Genomic DNA, 14,395 nt, shown 5'->3' on the forward strand with positions numbered 1-14,395 from the left:
GCGCCGCGGAGCGGTCAGCGGGAGAGCAGCGCGAAGGTCGCGACCGCGTGGGCGATCGCCGCGCCGTCCTGCTCGACGTCGGCCTCGCAGACGGTCAGGTGCTCTCCGCGGGTCCGCACCGCGGCGCTCACCGACAACGGCCCGGGCTTGCCCGGGCGCAGGTAGGTGACGGTCAGCTGGCTGGTGGCCGGCACCTCGCCCTCCCCGGTGGTGGTGCGGACCGCCTGTCCCATCGCGGTGTCGACCAGCGTCGCGACCACCCCGCCGTGGAGGGTGCCGGCCGGGTTGAGGTGCTCCTCACCGACCTCGAACGCGATCCGCGCGCCGCCGTCCTCAGTCCCGGTGACCTCGGCCCCGAGCCGCTCGGCGAAGCCCCCCGGTCCTCCTGCTGCCATGGCCGGCCGGTACCCGCCGGGCCGCCGGCCACGCACGGTCAGGACGGCGTGCGCAGCCGCTCCTCGATGAGCGCGGCGCCGCGCTGCACGGCCGGCGCCAGCGCGCGGATGGCCTCGACGTCGCCGATCCGGCTGATCGGGGCGGCCACACCCAGGCCGGCCAGGGGCTGGCCGACGGTGTCCTTGAGCGCGACCGCCACCGCGCAGACCCCGTCGGCGCTCTCCTCCCAGTTGACCGCGTAGCCCGACGCCCGGATGCCCGCCAGCTCCTCGCGCAGCAGCGCGAGGTCGCCGAGGGCGGCCGCTGTCGCCGCCGGCGGCAGGGCGCCGCCGGGGTAGCGGCGGTCCAGCTCGGCGTCCGACAGCCCGGCGAGGATCGCCTTGCCCACCGCCGAGGCGTGCGCCTGCCGGACGACGCCGGTGCGGTTGCCGACGCGCACCGACCGCGGGCTCTCGGCGCAGTCGAGGAAGCGCACCGTCGTCCCCTCCAGCAGCGCAAGGCTCACCGTCTCCCGGGTCTCCTCCCGCAGCTGCTCGAGCACCGGGCGGGCCACCCGGCGGATGTCGATGCGGCTGACCGCGGCCAGCCCGATCTCGTACAGCGCCGGCCCGGGCCGGTAGGCGCCGTTGGGCCGGTCCTGCGTGACGAACCCGCGCCGGCGCAGCGCGGTGAGCAGCCGGTGCGCCGTCGACCGGGCGACGCCGAGCAGCTCGGCGGCCTCGGCCACGCGCAGCGCCTGGCGGTCGCCGACCAGCTGCAGCAGCCACAGGGCGTTGTCGACCGAGGTGGTGGTCGGCCCGTCCGGGGGGACGGACCCCGCAGGATCCGGACGACGCGTCGGATTCGACATGGAGGAACTGTATGCCGCCTGCTATGTGGACAGAGGAACCCCCGCCTAGCCTGAGCTGCCCGGCCGCCCGCGGACCCGCCGAACTGGAGGCCTCCCGATGACCGCGACCCCCGAGACCAGCACCGACCTGGAGCTGGCGGCGCTCTACCGCGACCTGGCCGCGGTCGACCTCCGGCCGCTGTGGACCATCACCGAGCAGCTGCTCACCCCCACGCCCCAGCCGCGGGCGATCCCGTGGCTGTGGTCGGCGGGGACGATGAAGCCCCTGGCCCGCCGGGCGATCCAGCTGGTGCCCGTCGAGCGGGGCGGGGAGCGGCGGGTGCTCAGCCTGCAGAACCCCGGCCTCGGCGGCCGGCCGTACGCGGCCGGCACGCTGTGGGGCGCGCTGCAGTGCCTCGGCCCGCGGGAGACCGCGCCGGCGCACCGGCACACGCCCGGCGCGATCCGGTGGGTGCTCGAGGGCGAGGGCGTGTGGACGACGGTCGACGGCGACGCCTGCGACATGCACCCCGGCGACCTGGTGCTCACCCCGTCGTGGAACTGGCACGACCACGTCAACGGCGGCGACTCGGAGATGTTCTGGTTCGACGGCCTGGACCTGCCGATGGTCGAGGCCCTGGACGCGGTCTTCTTCGAGCCGTACCCGGGGGCGGGGGAGAGCCAGCCGCAGCCGGCCGAGCACAACCTCTCCGAGCGGGCGCACCCGCCGGGCACCCGCTACGTGCAGGGCGCCGTCGACGGGCCGCTGACCCCCGCGCCCTCGCCGCTGCTGGTGTACCGCTGGGCCGACACCGCCGCCGAGCTCGACCGGCTGGCCGCGGCGTCCGACGAGCCGGTGATCGGGCTCGAGTACGTCAACCCGACCACCGGGGCCAGCGTGCTGCCGACGCTGGGCTGCTCGGTGCTCCGCGTCCGCGCCGGCGGGCACGGCGCCGCGGTGCGCCGGTCCGGCAACGCGCTGTTCGTGGCGTTCCAGGGCGCCGGGTCGACCGTCATCGACGGGCAGCGCTTCGACTGGAGCCCCGGGGACGTGTTCGTCGCACCGTCCTGGTCGGCGGTCGAGCACGCCGCCGACGCCGACAGCGTGCTGTTCCAGCTCACCGATGCCCCCGTGCTGCGCGCGCTGGGCATCTACCGCGAGCAGGTCCTGGCCGGGCCGCAGACGGTGACCGGCACCTTCAGCCCCCGCTGAGATCCACCCCCCGCTGAGCCCTGGAGACCCGTGAAGCTCGCCCTGTTCGACGACACCCGGCTGGGCGTCGTCTCCGCCGACGACGCGACCGTCGTCGACGTCACCGATGCCCTGCCCTGGCCGCACGACCCCGACCCGGTCACCGCCGGGTGGTGGCGGGCGCTGTGCCGCGACTTCGCGATGGTCGCCCCGCGGCTGCGCGAGGCCGCCGGGACCCGCACGCCGCGGCCGGTCGCCGAGGTCGCGCTGCGGGCGCCGGTGCTGGGCCCGTCCAAGGTCATCGCCGCGGCCAGCAACTACGGCGAGCACGTGGCCGAGATGCACGGCGTCCAGGAGCGGACGCTGGGCCGGGTGGAGTCCTGGATGATGGAGTTCGACGTCTTCCTCAAGGCGCCGTCCTCGATCGTCGGCCCGGGCGCGGAGGTCGTGCTGCCACCGGACGTCGTCGCCGCCGGGCACGAGGTGCACCACGAGTCGGAGCTGGTCGTGGTGATCGGCACCGGGGGCAAGGACATCCCGGTCGAGTCGGCGATGGACGCCGTCCTCGGGTTCACCGCGGGGCTGGACATCACCGTCCGCAGCGCCGCGGACCGGTCCCGCCGCAAGAGCTACGACACGTTCAGCCCGCTGGGGCCCTGGCTGGTGACCGCGGACGAGATCGGCGACGGCTCCGACCTCGACGTCCTGTTGACCAGCGGCGGGGAGGTGCGGCAGTCGGTGAACACCCGGGACCTGCTCACCCCCGTGCCGCAGATCGTCGCCTACGCCTCGACGGTCATGACCCTGCTGCCCGGCGACGTGCTGTTCACCGGCGCCCCGCCCGGTGTGGGCCCCATCGCGGCCGGTGAGAAGCTGGAGATGACCATCAGCCGGATCGGGTCGATGGCGGTGACCGTCCGCTGAGCCGGGCGGGGTCGTCGGCGCCCGGGTCGAGGAGGACCGCATGACCAAGCCGGAGACGCTCGACTGGTGGGCCGACGGGGAGCGGCTGCTCGGCACCGCCCTCGGCCGGCTCACCGACGAGGAGTTCGACGCGCCCTCGCTGCTCCCCGGTTGGAGCCGCCACTACCTCCTGGCGCACGTGGCCCGCAACGCCGACGCCCTGTGCAACCTGCTCGCCTGGGCGCGGACCGGCGTCGAGACGCCGATGTACGCCTCGGCCGAGGCGCGCGAGGCGGGCATCGCCGAGGCGGCGAAGCTGTCGCCGGCCGAGCTGCGCGGCGAGGTGCTCGCCGCCACCGGCCGGCTCGCCGAGGCGGTGCACGGCCTCCCCGACGAGGCCTGGTCCGCGCGGGTGCGGACGGCGCAGGGCCGCGACGTGCCGGCGGCGGAGGTGCCCTGGATGCGCTGCCGCGAGGTCTACGTCCACGCCGTCGACCTCGACGCAGGGGTGACCTTCACCGACGTCCCTGAGGAGGTCCAGGCGGCGATGGTGGACGACGTGTTCCGCATGTGGGACCGCCGCGATCAGGTGCCCGACGTCGTGGTGTTCGCCGGGGACCGCGAGTGGGGGACCGGCTCGGTGGCCGTCTCCGGCCCGATGCCGGCGGTGACCGCGTGGCTCACCGGGCGCTCCCGGGGCGAGGGGCTCGAGGCGGACGGCGGCATCCCCGAGGTGCCCGCGTGGCTGTGACCGTGCCCGCCGCGGCGCGGTAGCCGGTGGAGCTGCGCCACCTGCGCTACTTCGTCTCCGTCGCGGAGGAGCTCCACTTCCGCCGGGCGGCGCAGAAGCTGCACATCGTCCAGCCGGCGCTGAGCAAGCAGATCAGCGCGCTCGAGCACGAGCTCGGCGTCCGGCTGCTCGACCGGGACCGCCGCGGCGTCACGCTCACCGAGGCCGGCCGGGTCTTCCTCGCCGAGGCGGTCGAGGTGCTCGCCCGCGCGGACGGCGCGGTCGACCGGGCCCGCGCCGTCGTCCGGGGCGAGGTCGGCCGGCTGGCCATCGGGTTCATCCAGCCCGCCCTGGCCGACCTGCTGCCGCGGTCGCTGCGGGTGTTCCGCCGCCACCACCCGGACGTGACGCTCGTGCTCAGCGAGGCCACCAGCCGGACGGCGCTCGAGCGCGTCACCGACGGCAGCATGCACCTCGCGTTCACCCGGCTGCCCGTCCCGCCCCGGCCCGAGCTGCGGACCGAGCCGGTCAGCGAGGAGCCGGTGCTGCTCGTCGTCCCGCGCGGGCACCGGCTGGCCGAGCGGTCGTCGGTCCGGCTGGAGGAGGTCGCCGGCGAGGAGCTCATCCTCATCGACCGCACCGTCGAGCCGGGCCTGCACGACTACTACGTGACCGCCTGCAACCGCGCCGGTTTCAGCCCGCGGGTCGCGCACGAGGTGAGCAGCACCTCGATCGCGCTCGGACTGGTGGCCGGCGGCCTCGGGGTCGCGTTCGCGCCGGCGTCGGCCCGGCTGGCCGCGCAGGCGACCGTCGCGCACGTGCCGTTGGAGGACGGCGACCTCGCGCTCACGATGGGCGCCCTCTGGCGCGCCGGACCGCGGCCGGCAGTGCTCGACAACTTCCTGGCGCTGCGTCCCTGGGGGAGCGCGGACGGCTGACACCCGCGGGGGATCACCGGTGCGCGACACCGCTGCCCGGGCCGCTCGCGCCCGCGGAGGAGGCGCAGGTGGCGAGGCTCATTCCGGCCGGGAATCAGAACGGTCCGATTCCCTATCAGCGAAAGCCGCTGTAGCCCGGGTCCCCGCTCCTTACAGTCGCTCCCGGAACGCCGAGGACGACGGAGGAGCGGGGCATGACGACGGTGGAGCAGCCGGTGGCTCTCGGGGCGACCGCGCCCGAGCCGGAGGAGGTCATCCGCGCGGCCCAGGGGCTGTTCGACCTCGTCGACGGCCACGGCGAGGAGAACGACCGCGAGGGCCGGATCGCCGAGCCGGTCGTCGAGGAGCTGTACCGCATCGGGGCGATCGGCGTCTTCACCCCCCGCGAGCTCGGCGGCGCGGAGATGACCCCGCGGCAGTCGATGGACCTCTTCCGCGCGCTCTCCTACGCCGACCCCTCGACCGGCTGGGTCACCATGGCCATGGGCCTGGCGACCGGCCTGGCCGGCGCGTTCTTCGAGAAGGACGCCGCGCGGGCGCTGTTCGCCACCCCGCGGCTGGGCATCGCCGGCCAGGGCACCAAGCCCGGTCGCGCGGTCCCCGTCCCGGGTGGCCACCGGATCGGCGGCGAGTGGTCGTTCGCCTCCGGCATCAAGCACTGCACCCACCTGCACACCGCCGCGATGGACACCGAGACCGGGCAGACGCGGTTCTTCATCGTGCCGGTCGAGCAGGTCACCTTCATCGAGAACTGGGACGTGCTGGGCCTGCGGGGCACCGGCAGCATCGACTACACGCTCGAGGACTGCTTCGTCCCGATCGAGTACAGCTACCCGTCGCTGTCCACCGAGCCGGTCACCGGCGGCGACCTCTACCGGATCGGCATCGGCAACTTCGCCAGCATCAACCACGGCGGCTGGGTGCTCGGGGTCGGCCGCCGGGTCCTCGACGAGCTGGCCGCCGTCGTCCGGGCCAAGGTCGGCCGGCCGGGCGCGCAGACCGACACCGACGCCTTCGCCCAGCGCTTCGCGGAGGCCGAGGTGCAGCTGCGGGCCGCCAAGGCCCTGCTCTACGAGGTGTGGGAGGAGATCGAGGCGACGCTGGCGGCGGGGGAGGAGATCCCGCTGCGGCTGCACACCCTCAACCGGGTCGCGCTGCACAACGCCACGTTCTCCGTCGCCGGGATCGCCCAGTTCGCCTACGTGTCCGCCGGCACCGACGCGCTGCGCCGGGGCACGATGCAGCGGCTGTTCCGCGACGTGCACGGCGGCACCCAGCACGTGTCGTCGTCCCCGCTGATCATGCAGTCCGCGGGGCGGGAACTGGCCGGGCTCGCTGAGGGCAAGCGCTGGGTCCACTTCTCGCTGAAGTGACCGCTGTTCGGTCTAGCGGAACTTCGTCCACGGTGATTGTCGACCGCGGAACGGTGACGTACGTTACAGCGCGCCGTCCGGTCGGACGGCGCCCCCGAACGACCTCCAAGGAGATCGGATGAAGTCCTCGAGAGCCGCGTGGGCGCTGCTCACGGCCGCCGTGCTGGTGGCCGGCACCGCGTGCGGGTCGGACGACGAGACGGCCGACGCCGCCGGCGCCCCGAGCACCAGCGGTGGCCTGACGACGCTCACCATGGCCGAGACGCCGGGCGGCCCGTACTCCTTCGTGGCCTACGGCGTCCAGCGCGGGCACTTCGAGGACGAGGGGATCGACCTGCAGGCGCGGGTCAACCCGGGGGGTGGCACCGCCACCGTCCCGGCGCTCGTGCAGGGCGACATGGACGTCCTCGGCCTGGACCTGGTCTCGGCCATCACCAGCATCGACGCGGGCCTGCCGATCAAGATGGTGGCGGCCGGCAGCGCCACCTCCGAGGAGGCCGACGGCGACTTCGCCGCGGTCCTGGTGAAGCCCGACAGCCCGATCCAGGGCCCGGAGGACCTCGACGGCGTCCGCATGGGCGTCAACGCGCTGCGCAACGTCAACGACCTGGCGATCGGCCGGATCCGCGACGAGCAGGGCTTCGCCGAGGACGCGATCAACCCGGTCGAGCTGCCGTTCCCGGACATCCTGGCCGCCATCGGCCGCGGCGACGTCGACGCCGGCATCGTGATCGAGCCGTTCGCGACCATCGGGCAGAACCAGGGTCTGCGCGTCGTCCACCGCCCGTGGGTGGGGATCGCGCCGGGCCTGCAGATCGGCACCATGGTCATGACCGACGAGACCATCGCGCGGGTCGGTGACGACGTCGTGGCGGCCTTCGGGCGGGCCGTGCAGGCGACCGCCGACGACATCCGCGAGGACCCGGAGTCCTTCCGCCAGGCCATGCCCGAGCTGATCGACATCGACCCGGCCCTCGCCGAGAACATCAACCTCATCCAGTGGCGCGGCAAGAACGACCCGGAGTCGATCCGGACGTTCGGCGAGCTGATGGTCAAGTACGGCCTCGTCGACGAGGAGATCGACTACGACGCGGCGATCATCGACGACTGACCGGAGGCCCCCGGTGCGGCAGCCTCGCCGCACCGGGGGCCTCCTCGCACTCCCGACTCGCACTCCCGAGGAGCCCCGTGGACCTGCCCACCGGTGGCCCGCAGCTGGTGGACGTCCCCGCCGAGGACGGCGTGCTGCTCCAGGGCCTGCTCTACCCGCCGCCGCGCGAGCCCGTCGCGGCGCTGCTGCACGTGCACGGCAAGGGCGGCAACTGCTACTCGGGGCCGCCGCGGAGCCTCCCGCCGCTGGTGGCCCCCGACCGGTTCGTGCACCTGGCCCTCAACCTGCGCTGCCACGACCTGGGCTACAGCCGGCTCGGCGACGCCCCCGGCATCGCGACCGGCGCCGAGGCGGCCTACGGCGGCATGTGGGAGCGGCTCGACGACGGGCCGGTCGACCTGCGCGCCGGCGCGGCCTGGCTGCGCGAGCGGACCGGCCTGCCGGTGTTCGTCGTCGGCCACTCCGCCGGCGGCTACTTCCTCGGGGACTGGGCGCCTCCTGCCGACGAGGTGGCCGGGCGGGTGTTCCTCTCGCCGCTGACCTCGGTGCGCTTCCCGCTGTCGGCGTGGTTCGACGACGACGCGGCGCTGGACCGGGCGCGGGCGCAGGCGCAGGACCTGGTCGACCGCGGGGACGGCCACCTGCTCATCCCCGTGCCCGCGTGGTACTTCGCCATCTCCGCCGCCTCCTTCCTCGAGCGGCTCGCCGAGCGGCCGGGCCGCTGGCTGGACGGCTGCAACGCCTCGCCGTCCCCGCTGCTGCTGGCCTGGGGCGGCGCCGAGACCCGGGCGCCGGCCTGGCGGGACCTCTTCGACCGCGTGCAGGTGGCCGACCGGCGCTGCGTCGAGCTGCCCGGCGCGGGGCACGAGTACGGCGGCGCCGAGGCGGCCCTCGCCGAGGAGCTCACCCGGTTCGTCGACGCCCACCGCTGAGCGCGCGGCGGAGGGCTGTGCCGGGCGGCCCCGGCCGCTACCCTGCGCCGCCGCGGACGTGGCACCCGCAGGGGCGTGGAGAAGATCCGGCGGTCGTGTCGATCCGGGCGTCCGCCGTTCGACGTGTCAGTGAGGGCGGGGTGGACGCCGGTCAGCAGGGTCGGCGCCCCGCGCGCGAGGAGGAGACCCCGATGCGCTTCATGGTGATCGTCAAGGCGTCCGAGGCCAGCGAGAACGGCGTTCTGCCCACCGAGCAGGAGCTCGCCGAGATGGGCGCGTACAACGAGCAGCTGGTCAAGGCCGGCGTGATGCTCGCCGGCGAGGGTCTGCACCCGAGTTCGAAGGGCGTGCGCCTCCGGTACGACGAGGACGGGAAGGCCACCGTGATCGACGGGCCGTTCGCCGAGACCAAGGAGCTGATCGCCGGCTACTGGGTGCTCCAGGTCAGCTCGCGCGAGGAGGTCGTCGAGTGGCTCAAGCGGGCGCCGTTCCGCGAGGGCGAGGTGGAGATCCGGCAGGTGTTCGAGGCCGAGGACTTCGGCGACGCGTACACGCCCGAGGTGCGCGAGCAGGAGGACCGGCTGCGGGCGACCATCGAGGCCCAGCAGCGGCAGGCCTGACCCGAGGGCGGCGATGAGCAGCGCGGAGACGACGCACCGGGTCGTCGAGGCGGTCTGGCGGATCGAGTCCGCCAAGCTCGTCGCCGCCCTCACCCGCGTCACGGGGGACGTCGGCCTGGCCGAGGAGCTGGCCCAGGACGCCCTCGTCGCGGCCCTCGAGCGGTGGCCCGAGACGGGGGTGCCCGACAAGCCGGCGGCCTGGCTCATGGCCACGGCCAAGCACCGGGCGGTCGACGTCTTCCGGCGCGGGGAGCGGCTGCAGCGCAAGACTGCCGAGCTCGGCCGCGAGCTGACCGAGGCCGAGGAGCCGGACTGGGCGGCCGCGCTCGACGAGGTGGTCGAGGACGACCTGCTGCGGCTGGTCTTCATCGCCTGCCACCCGGTGCTCTCCCGCGAGGCGCGCGTCGCGCTCACCCTGCGGCTGCTCGGCGGCCTGACCACCGACGAGATCGCGCGGGCCTTCCTCGTCCCCGAGTCCACCGTGGCCCAGCGGATCGTCCGCGCGAAGCGCACCCTCGCCGCCGCCGGCGTGCCGTTCGAGGTGCCGACCGGCGCCGACTTCACCGCCCGGCTCACCTCGGTGCTCGAGGTGGTCTACCTGGTGTTCAACGAGGGCTACGCGGCGACGGCGGGGGAGTCGTGGACCCGCCCGGAGCTGTGCCAGGAGGCCCTGCGGCTGGGCCGCGTCCTCGCCGGGCTGACCCCCGGTGAGGCCGAGGTGCACGGGCTGGTCGCGCTGATGGAGATCCAGGCGTCCCGCATGCGGGCGCGCACCGGCGCCGACGGCAGGCCGGTGCTCCTCCTCGACCAGGACCGCGCCCGCTGGGACCACGTCCTCATCGGCCGCGGCCTGGCCGCGCTGCGCCGGGCGGAGGACGCCGGCACGGGGCTCGGGCCCTACGGGCTGCAGGCGGCGATCGCGGCCTGTCACGCCCGCGCCCGGACGGCGGAGGAGACCGACTGGGTGCGCATCGCCGCGCTGTACGAGGCGCTCGCCGAGCTGGCGCCCTCGCCGGTCGTCGACCTCAACCGTGCCGTCGCCGTCTCCCGGGCCTACGGTCCGGCCGCCGGCCTGGAGCTGGTCGACGCGCTGACCGGCGTCCCCGCGCTCCGCGGGTACCACCTGCTGCCGGCGGCCCGCGGGGACCTGCTGCTGCAGCTCGGCCGCGCGGCCGAGGCCCGGCGGGAGTTCGAGCGGGCTGCCGCGCTGACCCGCAACGAGCGGGAGCGCGACGTGCTGCTGGGCCGCGCGGCCGCGTGCGGGCTGCCGGGCTGAGCGCCGTCAGCTGCGCTGCAGCCGTCCCGCGTGCTCCTGCTCATCCGGGTGCACCGGCGAGGCCGCCGCGTCGAGCAGCCGCCACGAGGTGCGGGCGCCGTCGGGACCCACGCACTCCCCGCGGGCCAGCGCCTCCTCGACCAGGGCGCGCACCCGGGCCTCGTCCGCGGGGTCGGTGGCGAAGAGCACCCGCACCCGCAACCGGTCGCCGTCCCGGGTCGCCGTGGTGTGGTGCGGGGCGAGCGGGCAGGGCGGCTCGTGGGTCCAGCTGCCGCAGAGCGCGACGGTGACCGCACCGCTGGGAGCCCGTTCGTCGCCGTCGGCCGGCAGCGCTAGGACGGCATCGTGGGCGAAGGCGCGTCGCTCGGCGGGCACGGGTCGAGCGTGCGCGGGGGACGGCGGGCGTGTCCAGCGCGGGTCGACCCACCCGTGGCATACAGAACGACACCGTCTCGTAGACTGGCCGGGCGGGGACCCGGGCTGACGGGGGGCCCGGGTCCCCGCCGGTCAGCCGGGGAGCCCGCCGAGGCGGGCCAGCAGCGCCTCAGCGAACGCGACCGCGGACGGGTCGCTGGGGGCCGCGGCGCGCAGCCACGCGGCCAGGGGCCCGGCCAGTGCCGGCGACAGCGCGGCGATCCAGGCGCCGGTGCCTGCACGGGCCTCGGCCACGTGCTCGGTCCCGCCGTCGGGGAGGTGCGCGACGACCTCGGGCCGCGTCGCCAGCAGGCCCCCGACCCGCCAGTCGCCCGGCGTGGTGCGGGCGGCCAGCGCCTCGAGGCGATCGGCCACGTCCAGGAGCAGTGCGGCCCCGTCCAGGGCGCCGACCCGAGCCTGCGAGGGGCGTGCGGCCTCGTCCGGAGGCTCGCCGCCAGGATGCGAGCGGCGAGGAGGACGAGGTCCTCCCAGGGGTCCCTCCTCAGGCGGGTTCACGGCGCATCGGGATGTGCGGGATGCCGTCCTCGACGTAACCCGGGCCGCTCCTGCGGAAGCCGAACCGGCCGTACCAGTCCTCCAGGTGGGCCTGCGCGCCCATCGTGATCGGCAGCCCCTCGCACAGCGCCATCCCGGCCTCGATGAGCTCGGCGGCCAGCCCCTGCCCGCGGTGCGCCGGCGCGGTGGCCACCCGGCCGATCGCCCGGGTCGCGCCGTCGTCGAGCACCCGGATCGTGGCCGCCACCTCGCCGTCCACCTCGTGCCACAGGTGCACGGTGGTCGGCTCGACGTCCCGCCCGTCCAGTTCCGGGTACGGGCACTGCTGCTCGACGACGAAGACGTCGACCCGCAGCCGGCACAGCGCGTAGACCTCGAACGGGGTGAGCTCGGCGAAGCGGGCGGTGCGCAGGCGCGGTCGGACGGCAGGCGATCCGGCGGTCATGCCCCAGTTGTAGCCCACGGCACCGGACCCGCTCGGGGGCTCCCCGTGGTACACCTAGCGGTCAGGTTTGCCTTGCCTACCTCTCGGAGGACCGTACGTGACCAGGCCTGGGCGGGCGACCGCCACGCTGCTCTCCGCACTCACCACCGCGGCGGTGCTCGCCGGGTGTGGCTCCGAGAGCGGCTCCGGCGGGGACGTGCTCACCGTCTACAGCGCCCAGCACGAGAGCCTGGTCCGCACGATGCTCGAGGACTTCACGGCGGAGACCGGCGTCGAGCTGGAGTTCCGCGACGCGAACGACGCCGAGCTGGCCAACCAGATCGTGCAGGAGGGCGACGCGTCGCCGGCCGACGTCTTCCTGACCGAGAACAGCCCGTCGATCGACATCCTCGACCGGGAGGGGCTCCTGGCACCCCTGGACCAGTCGACGCTCGACCAGGTGGGCGAGCAGTTCCGGCCGTCGTCGGGCAACTGGACCGGGTTCGCCGCCCGGTCGACCGTGCTGGTCTACAACCCCGCGCAGCTGCCCGAGGCCGAGCTGCCGGCGTCGATCCTCGACCTGGCGAACCCGGAGTGGCAGGGGCGGATCGGCATCGCGGCCGGTGGCCCGGACTTCCAGGCGATCGTGAGCGCCGTCCTCGCCCTGCGCGGGGAGGAGGCCACCCGCGCCTGGCTGGAGGGGCTGGAGCGCAACGCCGCCGTCTACCAGAGCAACACCGCCGTCATGGTGGCCGCCGACGAGGGCGAGATCGACGCCGGCGTCATGTACCACTACTACTGGTACCGCGACCAGGCCGAGAACGCGCTCAAGGGCGACGACGCCGCGCTGCACTACTTCCGCAACCAGGACCCGGGCGCCTTCCTCAGCGTCTCCGGCGCCGGCGTCCTCGCCTCCTCCGACCAGCAGGAGGAGGCCCAGCAGCTGGTCGCCTACCTCACCAGCCCGGCGGCCCAGCAGCGGCTGGCCGAGAGCTCGGCACTGGAGTACGCCGTCGCCGATGGCGTCGCCTCCGCCGAGGCGCTGCCCCCGCTGGCCGACCTGCAGGTGCCCGACGTCGACCCCGGCTCCCTCGACCAGCAACGGGTCACCGAGCTCATGCAGGAGGTGGGACTGCTCTGAGCGCCCCCGCGGCACCGGCTCCCGGCGCCGGGACGACGGCCGTCCCCGGCCGCGCCCGCGCGCGCTCGGGCGTGCGCCGCAGCCCGGTCCTCCTGCTGCTGGCCACGGCGGTCGCGGCCCTGGCGCTCCTGCCGCTCGGCTACATCGTCGTCTCCACCCTCGACGTCGGCTGGAGCGGCGTCCGCGAGCTGGTGTTCCGGCCGCGCGTGGCCGAGCTGCTCTGGAACACCGCGCGCCTGGTCGGGGGCACGGTCGCGCTGTGCGCCGTCCTCGGGGTGGGCGCGGCCTGGCTGGTGGAGCGCGCGGCGCTGCCGGGACGGCGGGTGTGGCACGTGCTGCTGGTCGCGCCGCTGGCGGTGCCGGCGTTCGTCAACAGCTACGCCTGGATCTCGCTGCTGCCGGGGCTGGACACCTACGGCGGCGCGCTGCTGGTCGTGACCCTGTCCTACTCCCCGTTCGTCTACCTGCCCGTGGTGGCCGCCTTCCGCGGCCTGGACCCGGCGCTGGAGGAGACGGCGCGGGGGTTGGGGCTCTCGGGCTGGGCGGTGTTCCGGCGGGTGCAGCTGCCCCAGCTGCGGGTCGCGCTGCTCGGCGGCAGCCTGCTCGTCGCGCTGCACGTGCTCGCCGAGTTCGGCGCGCTGCAGATGCTGCGGTACCCGACCTTCACCACGGCGATCTACGACCAGTACCGGGCGACCTTCAACGGGCCGGGCGCCACGATGCTCGCCGGCGTCCTGGTGCTGCTCTGCCTGGTCCTGCTGCTCGCGGAGCTGCGGCTGCGCGGCCGGCGCGGCTACGCGCGCACCGGGGCGGGCGTGGCCCGGCCCGGCCGCCCGGTGCGGCTGGGCGCGCTGGCCGCCCCCTCGCTGCTGGGCCTGGCCGCCCTGGTCGGGCTGTCGCTCGCGGTGCCGCTGGGCAGCCTGGCCACCTGGCTGGTCCGCGGCGCGTCGACCGGCCTGGACCCGGCCGTCCTCGTCACCACCACCGGGACGACGCTGGCGCTGGCCGGCGCGGCCGCCGTCGTCACCACCGCGATGGCCCTGCCGACCGGCTGGCTCGCCGTCCGCGCCCGCAGCCGGGTGGCCACGGTGCTGGAGCGCAGCACCTACCTGGGCAGCTCGGTGCCGGCGATCGTCATCGCACTCGCGCTGGTCACCATCGCCATCCACGCCACCCCGTGGATCTACCAGACCGTCCCGGTGCTCCTGGCCGCCTACGCGATCCTCTTCCTGCCGCGCGCGATCGTGACCGTGCGCGCCGCGGTGGAGCAGTCGCCGCCGATCTACGACGACGTCGCCGCCTCGCTGGGGTCCACGGCGGCCGACCGGCTGCGGCGGGTGACCCTGCCGCTGCTCGCCCCCGGCATCGGCGCCGGTGCCGCGCTGGTGTTCCTCGCCGTCGTCACCGAGCTGACCGCGACGCTGCTGCTCGCGCCCACCGGGACCACCACGCTGGCCACGGCGTTCTGGTCGGCGAGCAGCGCCCTGGAGTACGGCGCGGCCGCCCCCTACGCCGTGGTCATGGTGCTGCTGTCGGCACCGGCCACCGTGCTGCTCTCCCGCGACGCCCGACGAGGCCTGACGACGTGATGCCCGCCGAC

The 14,395-nt window shown here is 75.2% G+C and carries 16 protein-coding genes; 11 read left to right on the forward strand and 5 right to left on the reverse strand.

Features of this window, described 5'->3' with window-relative positions; translation table 11 throughout:
- Positions 1–14: 14 nt before the first annotated feature.
- Together ACI782_RS07305 and ACI782_RS07310 are read right to left on the reverse strand one after the other, a co-directional pair.
- Positions 15–395, reverse strand: a complete 381-nt coding sequence (locus ACI782_RS07305; protein WP_456907604.1) for a PaaI family thioesterase — start codon at positions 393–395, stop codon at positions 15–17.
- Between the two features lie 38 nt (positions 396–433).
- Positions 434–1,246 (reverse strand): IclR family transcriptional regulator, encoded by an 813-nt coding sequence (locus ACI782_RS07310; protein ID WP_456907606.1) that lies wholly within the window; start codon positions 1,244–1,246, stop codon positions 434–436.
- A 97-nt stretch (positions 1,247–1,343) separates the two neighbouring features.
- Between ACI782_RS07310 and ACI782_RS07315 the strand changes: the two genes are divergently transcribed.
- The 9 genes from ACI782_RS07315 (at position 1,344) to ACI782_RS07355 (ending at position 10,300) form a co-directional block, all read left to right on the forward strand.
- Positions 1,344–2,438, forward strand: coding sequence for a cupin domain-containing protein (locus ACI782_RS07315; RefSeq protein WP_456907608.1), 1,095 nt, complete (start codon positions 1,344–1,346; stop codon positions 2,436–2,438).
- A gap of 30 nt (positions 2,439–2,468) precedes the next feature.
- Positions 2,469–3,341: a fumarylacetoacetate hydrolase family protein gene (locus ACI782_RS07320; protein ID WP_456907610.1), complete on the forward strand. Its 873-nt coding sequence runs from the start codon at positions 2,469–2,471 to the stop codon at positions 3,339–3,341.
- A 40-nt stretch (positions 3,342–3,381) separates the two neighbouring features.
- Positions 3,382–4,071: a maleylpyruvate isomerase family mycothiol-dependent enzyme gene (locus ACI782_RS07325; RefSeq protein WP_456907612.1), complete on the forward strand. Its 690-nt coding sequence runs from the start codon at positions 3,382–3,384 to the stop codon at positions 4,069–4,071.
- Positions 4,072–4,097: 26 nt separating this feature from the next.
- Entirely contained in the window at positions 4,098–4,988 is an 891-nt protein-coding gene (locus ACI782_RS07330) for a LysR family transcriptional regulator (protein WP_456907614.1), read from the forward strand.
- A 194-nt stretch (positions 4,989–5,182) separates the two neighbouring features.
- A complete protein-coding gene (locus ACI782_RS07335; RefSeq protein ID WP_456907616.1) occupies positions 5,183–6,361 on the forward strand; it encodes an acyl-CoA dehydrogenase family protein in 1,179 nt (392 codons plus the stop codon).
- A 118-nt stretch (positions 6,362–6,479) separates the two neighbouring features.
- Positions 6,480–7,472, forward strand: coding sequence for an ABC transporter substrate-binding protein (locus tag ACI782_RS07340; protein ID WP_456907618.1), 993 nt, complete (start codon positions 6,480–6,482; stop codon positions 7,470–7,472).
- A gap of 77 nt (positions 7,473–7,549) precedes the next feature.
- The gene (locus ACI782_RS07345) at positions 7,550–8,404 is read left to right on the forward strand and encodes an alpha/beta hydrolase (RefSeq protein WP_456907620.1); all 855 of its coding nucleotides are present in this window, start codon (positions 7,550–7,552) and stop codon (positions 8,402–8,404) included.
- A 191-nt stretch (positions 8,405–8,595) separates the two neighbouring features.
- Positions 8,596–9,024: a YciI family protein gene (locus tag ACI782_RS07350; RefSeq protein WP_456907622.1), complete on the forward strand. Its 429-nt coding sequence runs from the start codon at positions 8,596–8,598 to the stop codon at positions 9,022–9,024.
- A gap of 13 nt (positions 9,025–9,037) precedes the next feature.
- Positions 9,038–10,300 (forward strand): RNA polymerase sigma factor, encoded by a 1,263-nt coding sequence (locus ACI782_RS07355; RefSeq protein WP_456907624.1) that lies wholly within the window; start codon positions 9,038–9,040, stop codon positions 10,298–10,300.
- Positions 10,301–10,306: 6 nt separating this feature from the next.
- On the opposite strand, the gene ACI782_RS07360 is transcribed toward ACI782_RS07355, so the two are convergent.
- The 3 genes from ACI782_RS07360 to ACI782_RS07370 all read right to left on the reverse strand — a co-directional run bounded on the left by ACI782_RS07360 (position 10,307) and on the right by ACI782_RS07370 (position 11,675).
- Entirely contained in the window at positions 10,307–10,675 is a 369-nt protein-coding gene (locus ACI782_RS07360) for a hypothetical protein (protein WP_456907626.1), read from the reverse strand.
- 132 nt (positions 10,676–10,807) lie between these two features.
- The gene (locus tag ACI782_RS07365) at positions 10,808–11,089 is read right to left on the reverse strand and encodes a hypothetical protein (RefSeq protein ID WP_456907628.1); all 282 of its coding nucleotides are present in this window, start codon (positions 11,087–11,089) and stop codon (positions 10,808–10,810) included.
- A gap of 127 nt (positions 11,090–11,216) precedes the next feature.
- Positions 11,217–11,675: a GNAT family N-acetyltransferase gene (locus ACI782_RS07370; RefSeq protein WP_456907630.1), complete on the reverse strand. Its 459-nt coding sequence runs from the start codon at positions 11,673–11,675 to the stop codon at positions 11,217–11,219.
- A 97-nt stretch (positions 11,676–11,772) separates the two neighbouring features.
- Between ACI782_RS07370 and ACI782_RS07375 the strand changes: the two genes are divergently transcribed.
- Together ACI782_RS07375 and ACI782_RS07380 are read left to right on the forward strand one after the other, a co-directional pair.
- Entirely contained in the window at positions 11,773–12,795 is a 1,023-nt protein-coding gene (locus ACI782_RS07375) for an iron ABC transporter substrate-binding protein (RefSeq protein WP_456907632.1), read from the forward strand.
- Between the two features lie 71 nt (positions 12,796–12,866).
- A complete protein-coding gene (locus tag ACI782_RS07380) occupies positions 12,867–14,384 on the forward strand; it encodes an ABC transporter permease (RefSeq protein ID WP_456907634.1) in 1,518 nt (505 codons plus the stop codon).
- Positions 14,385–14,395 lie beyond the last annotated feature (11 nt).

The sequence above is a fragment of the Geodermatophilus sp. SYSU D00703 genome, assembly GCF_054050155.1.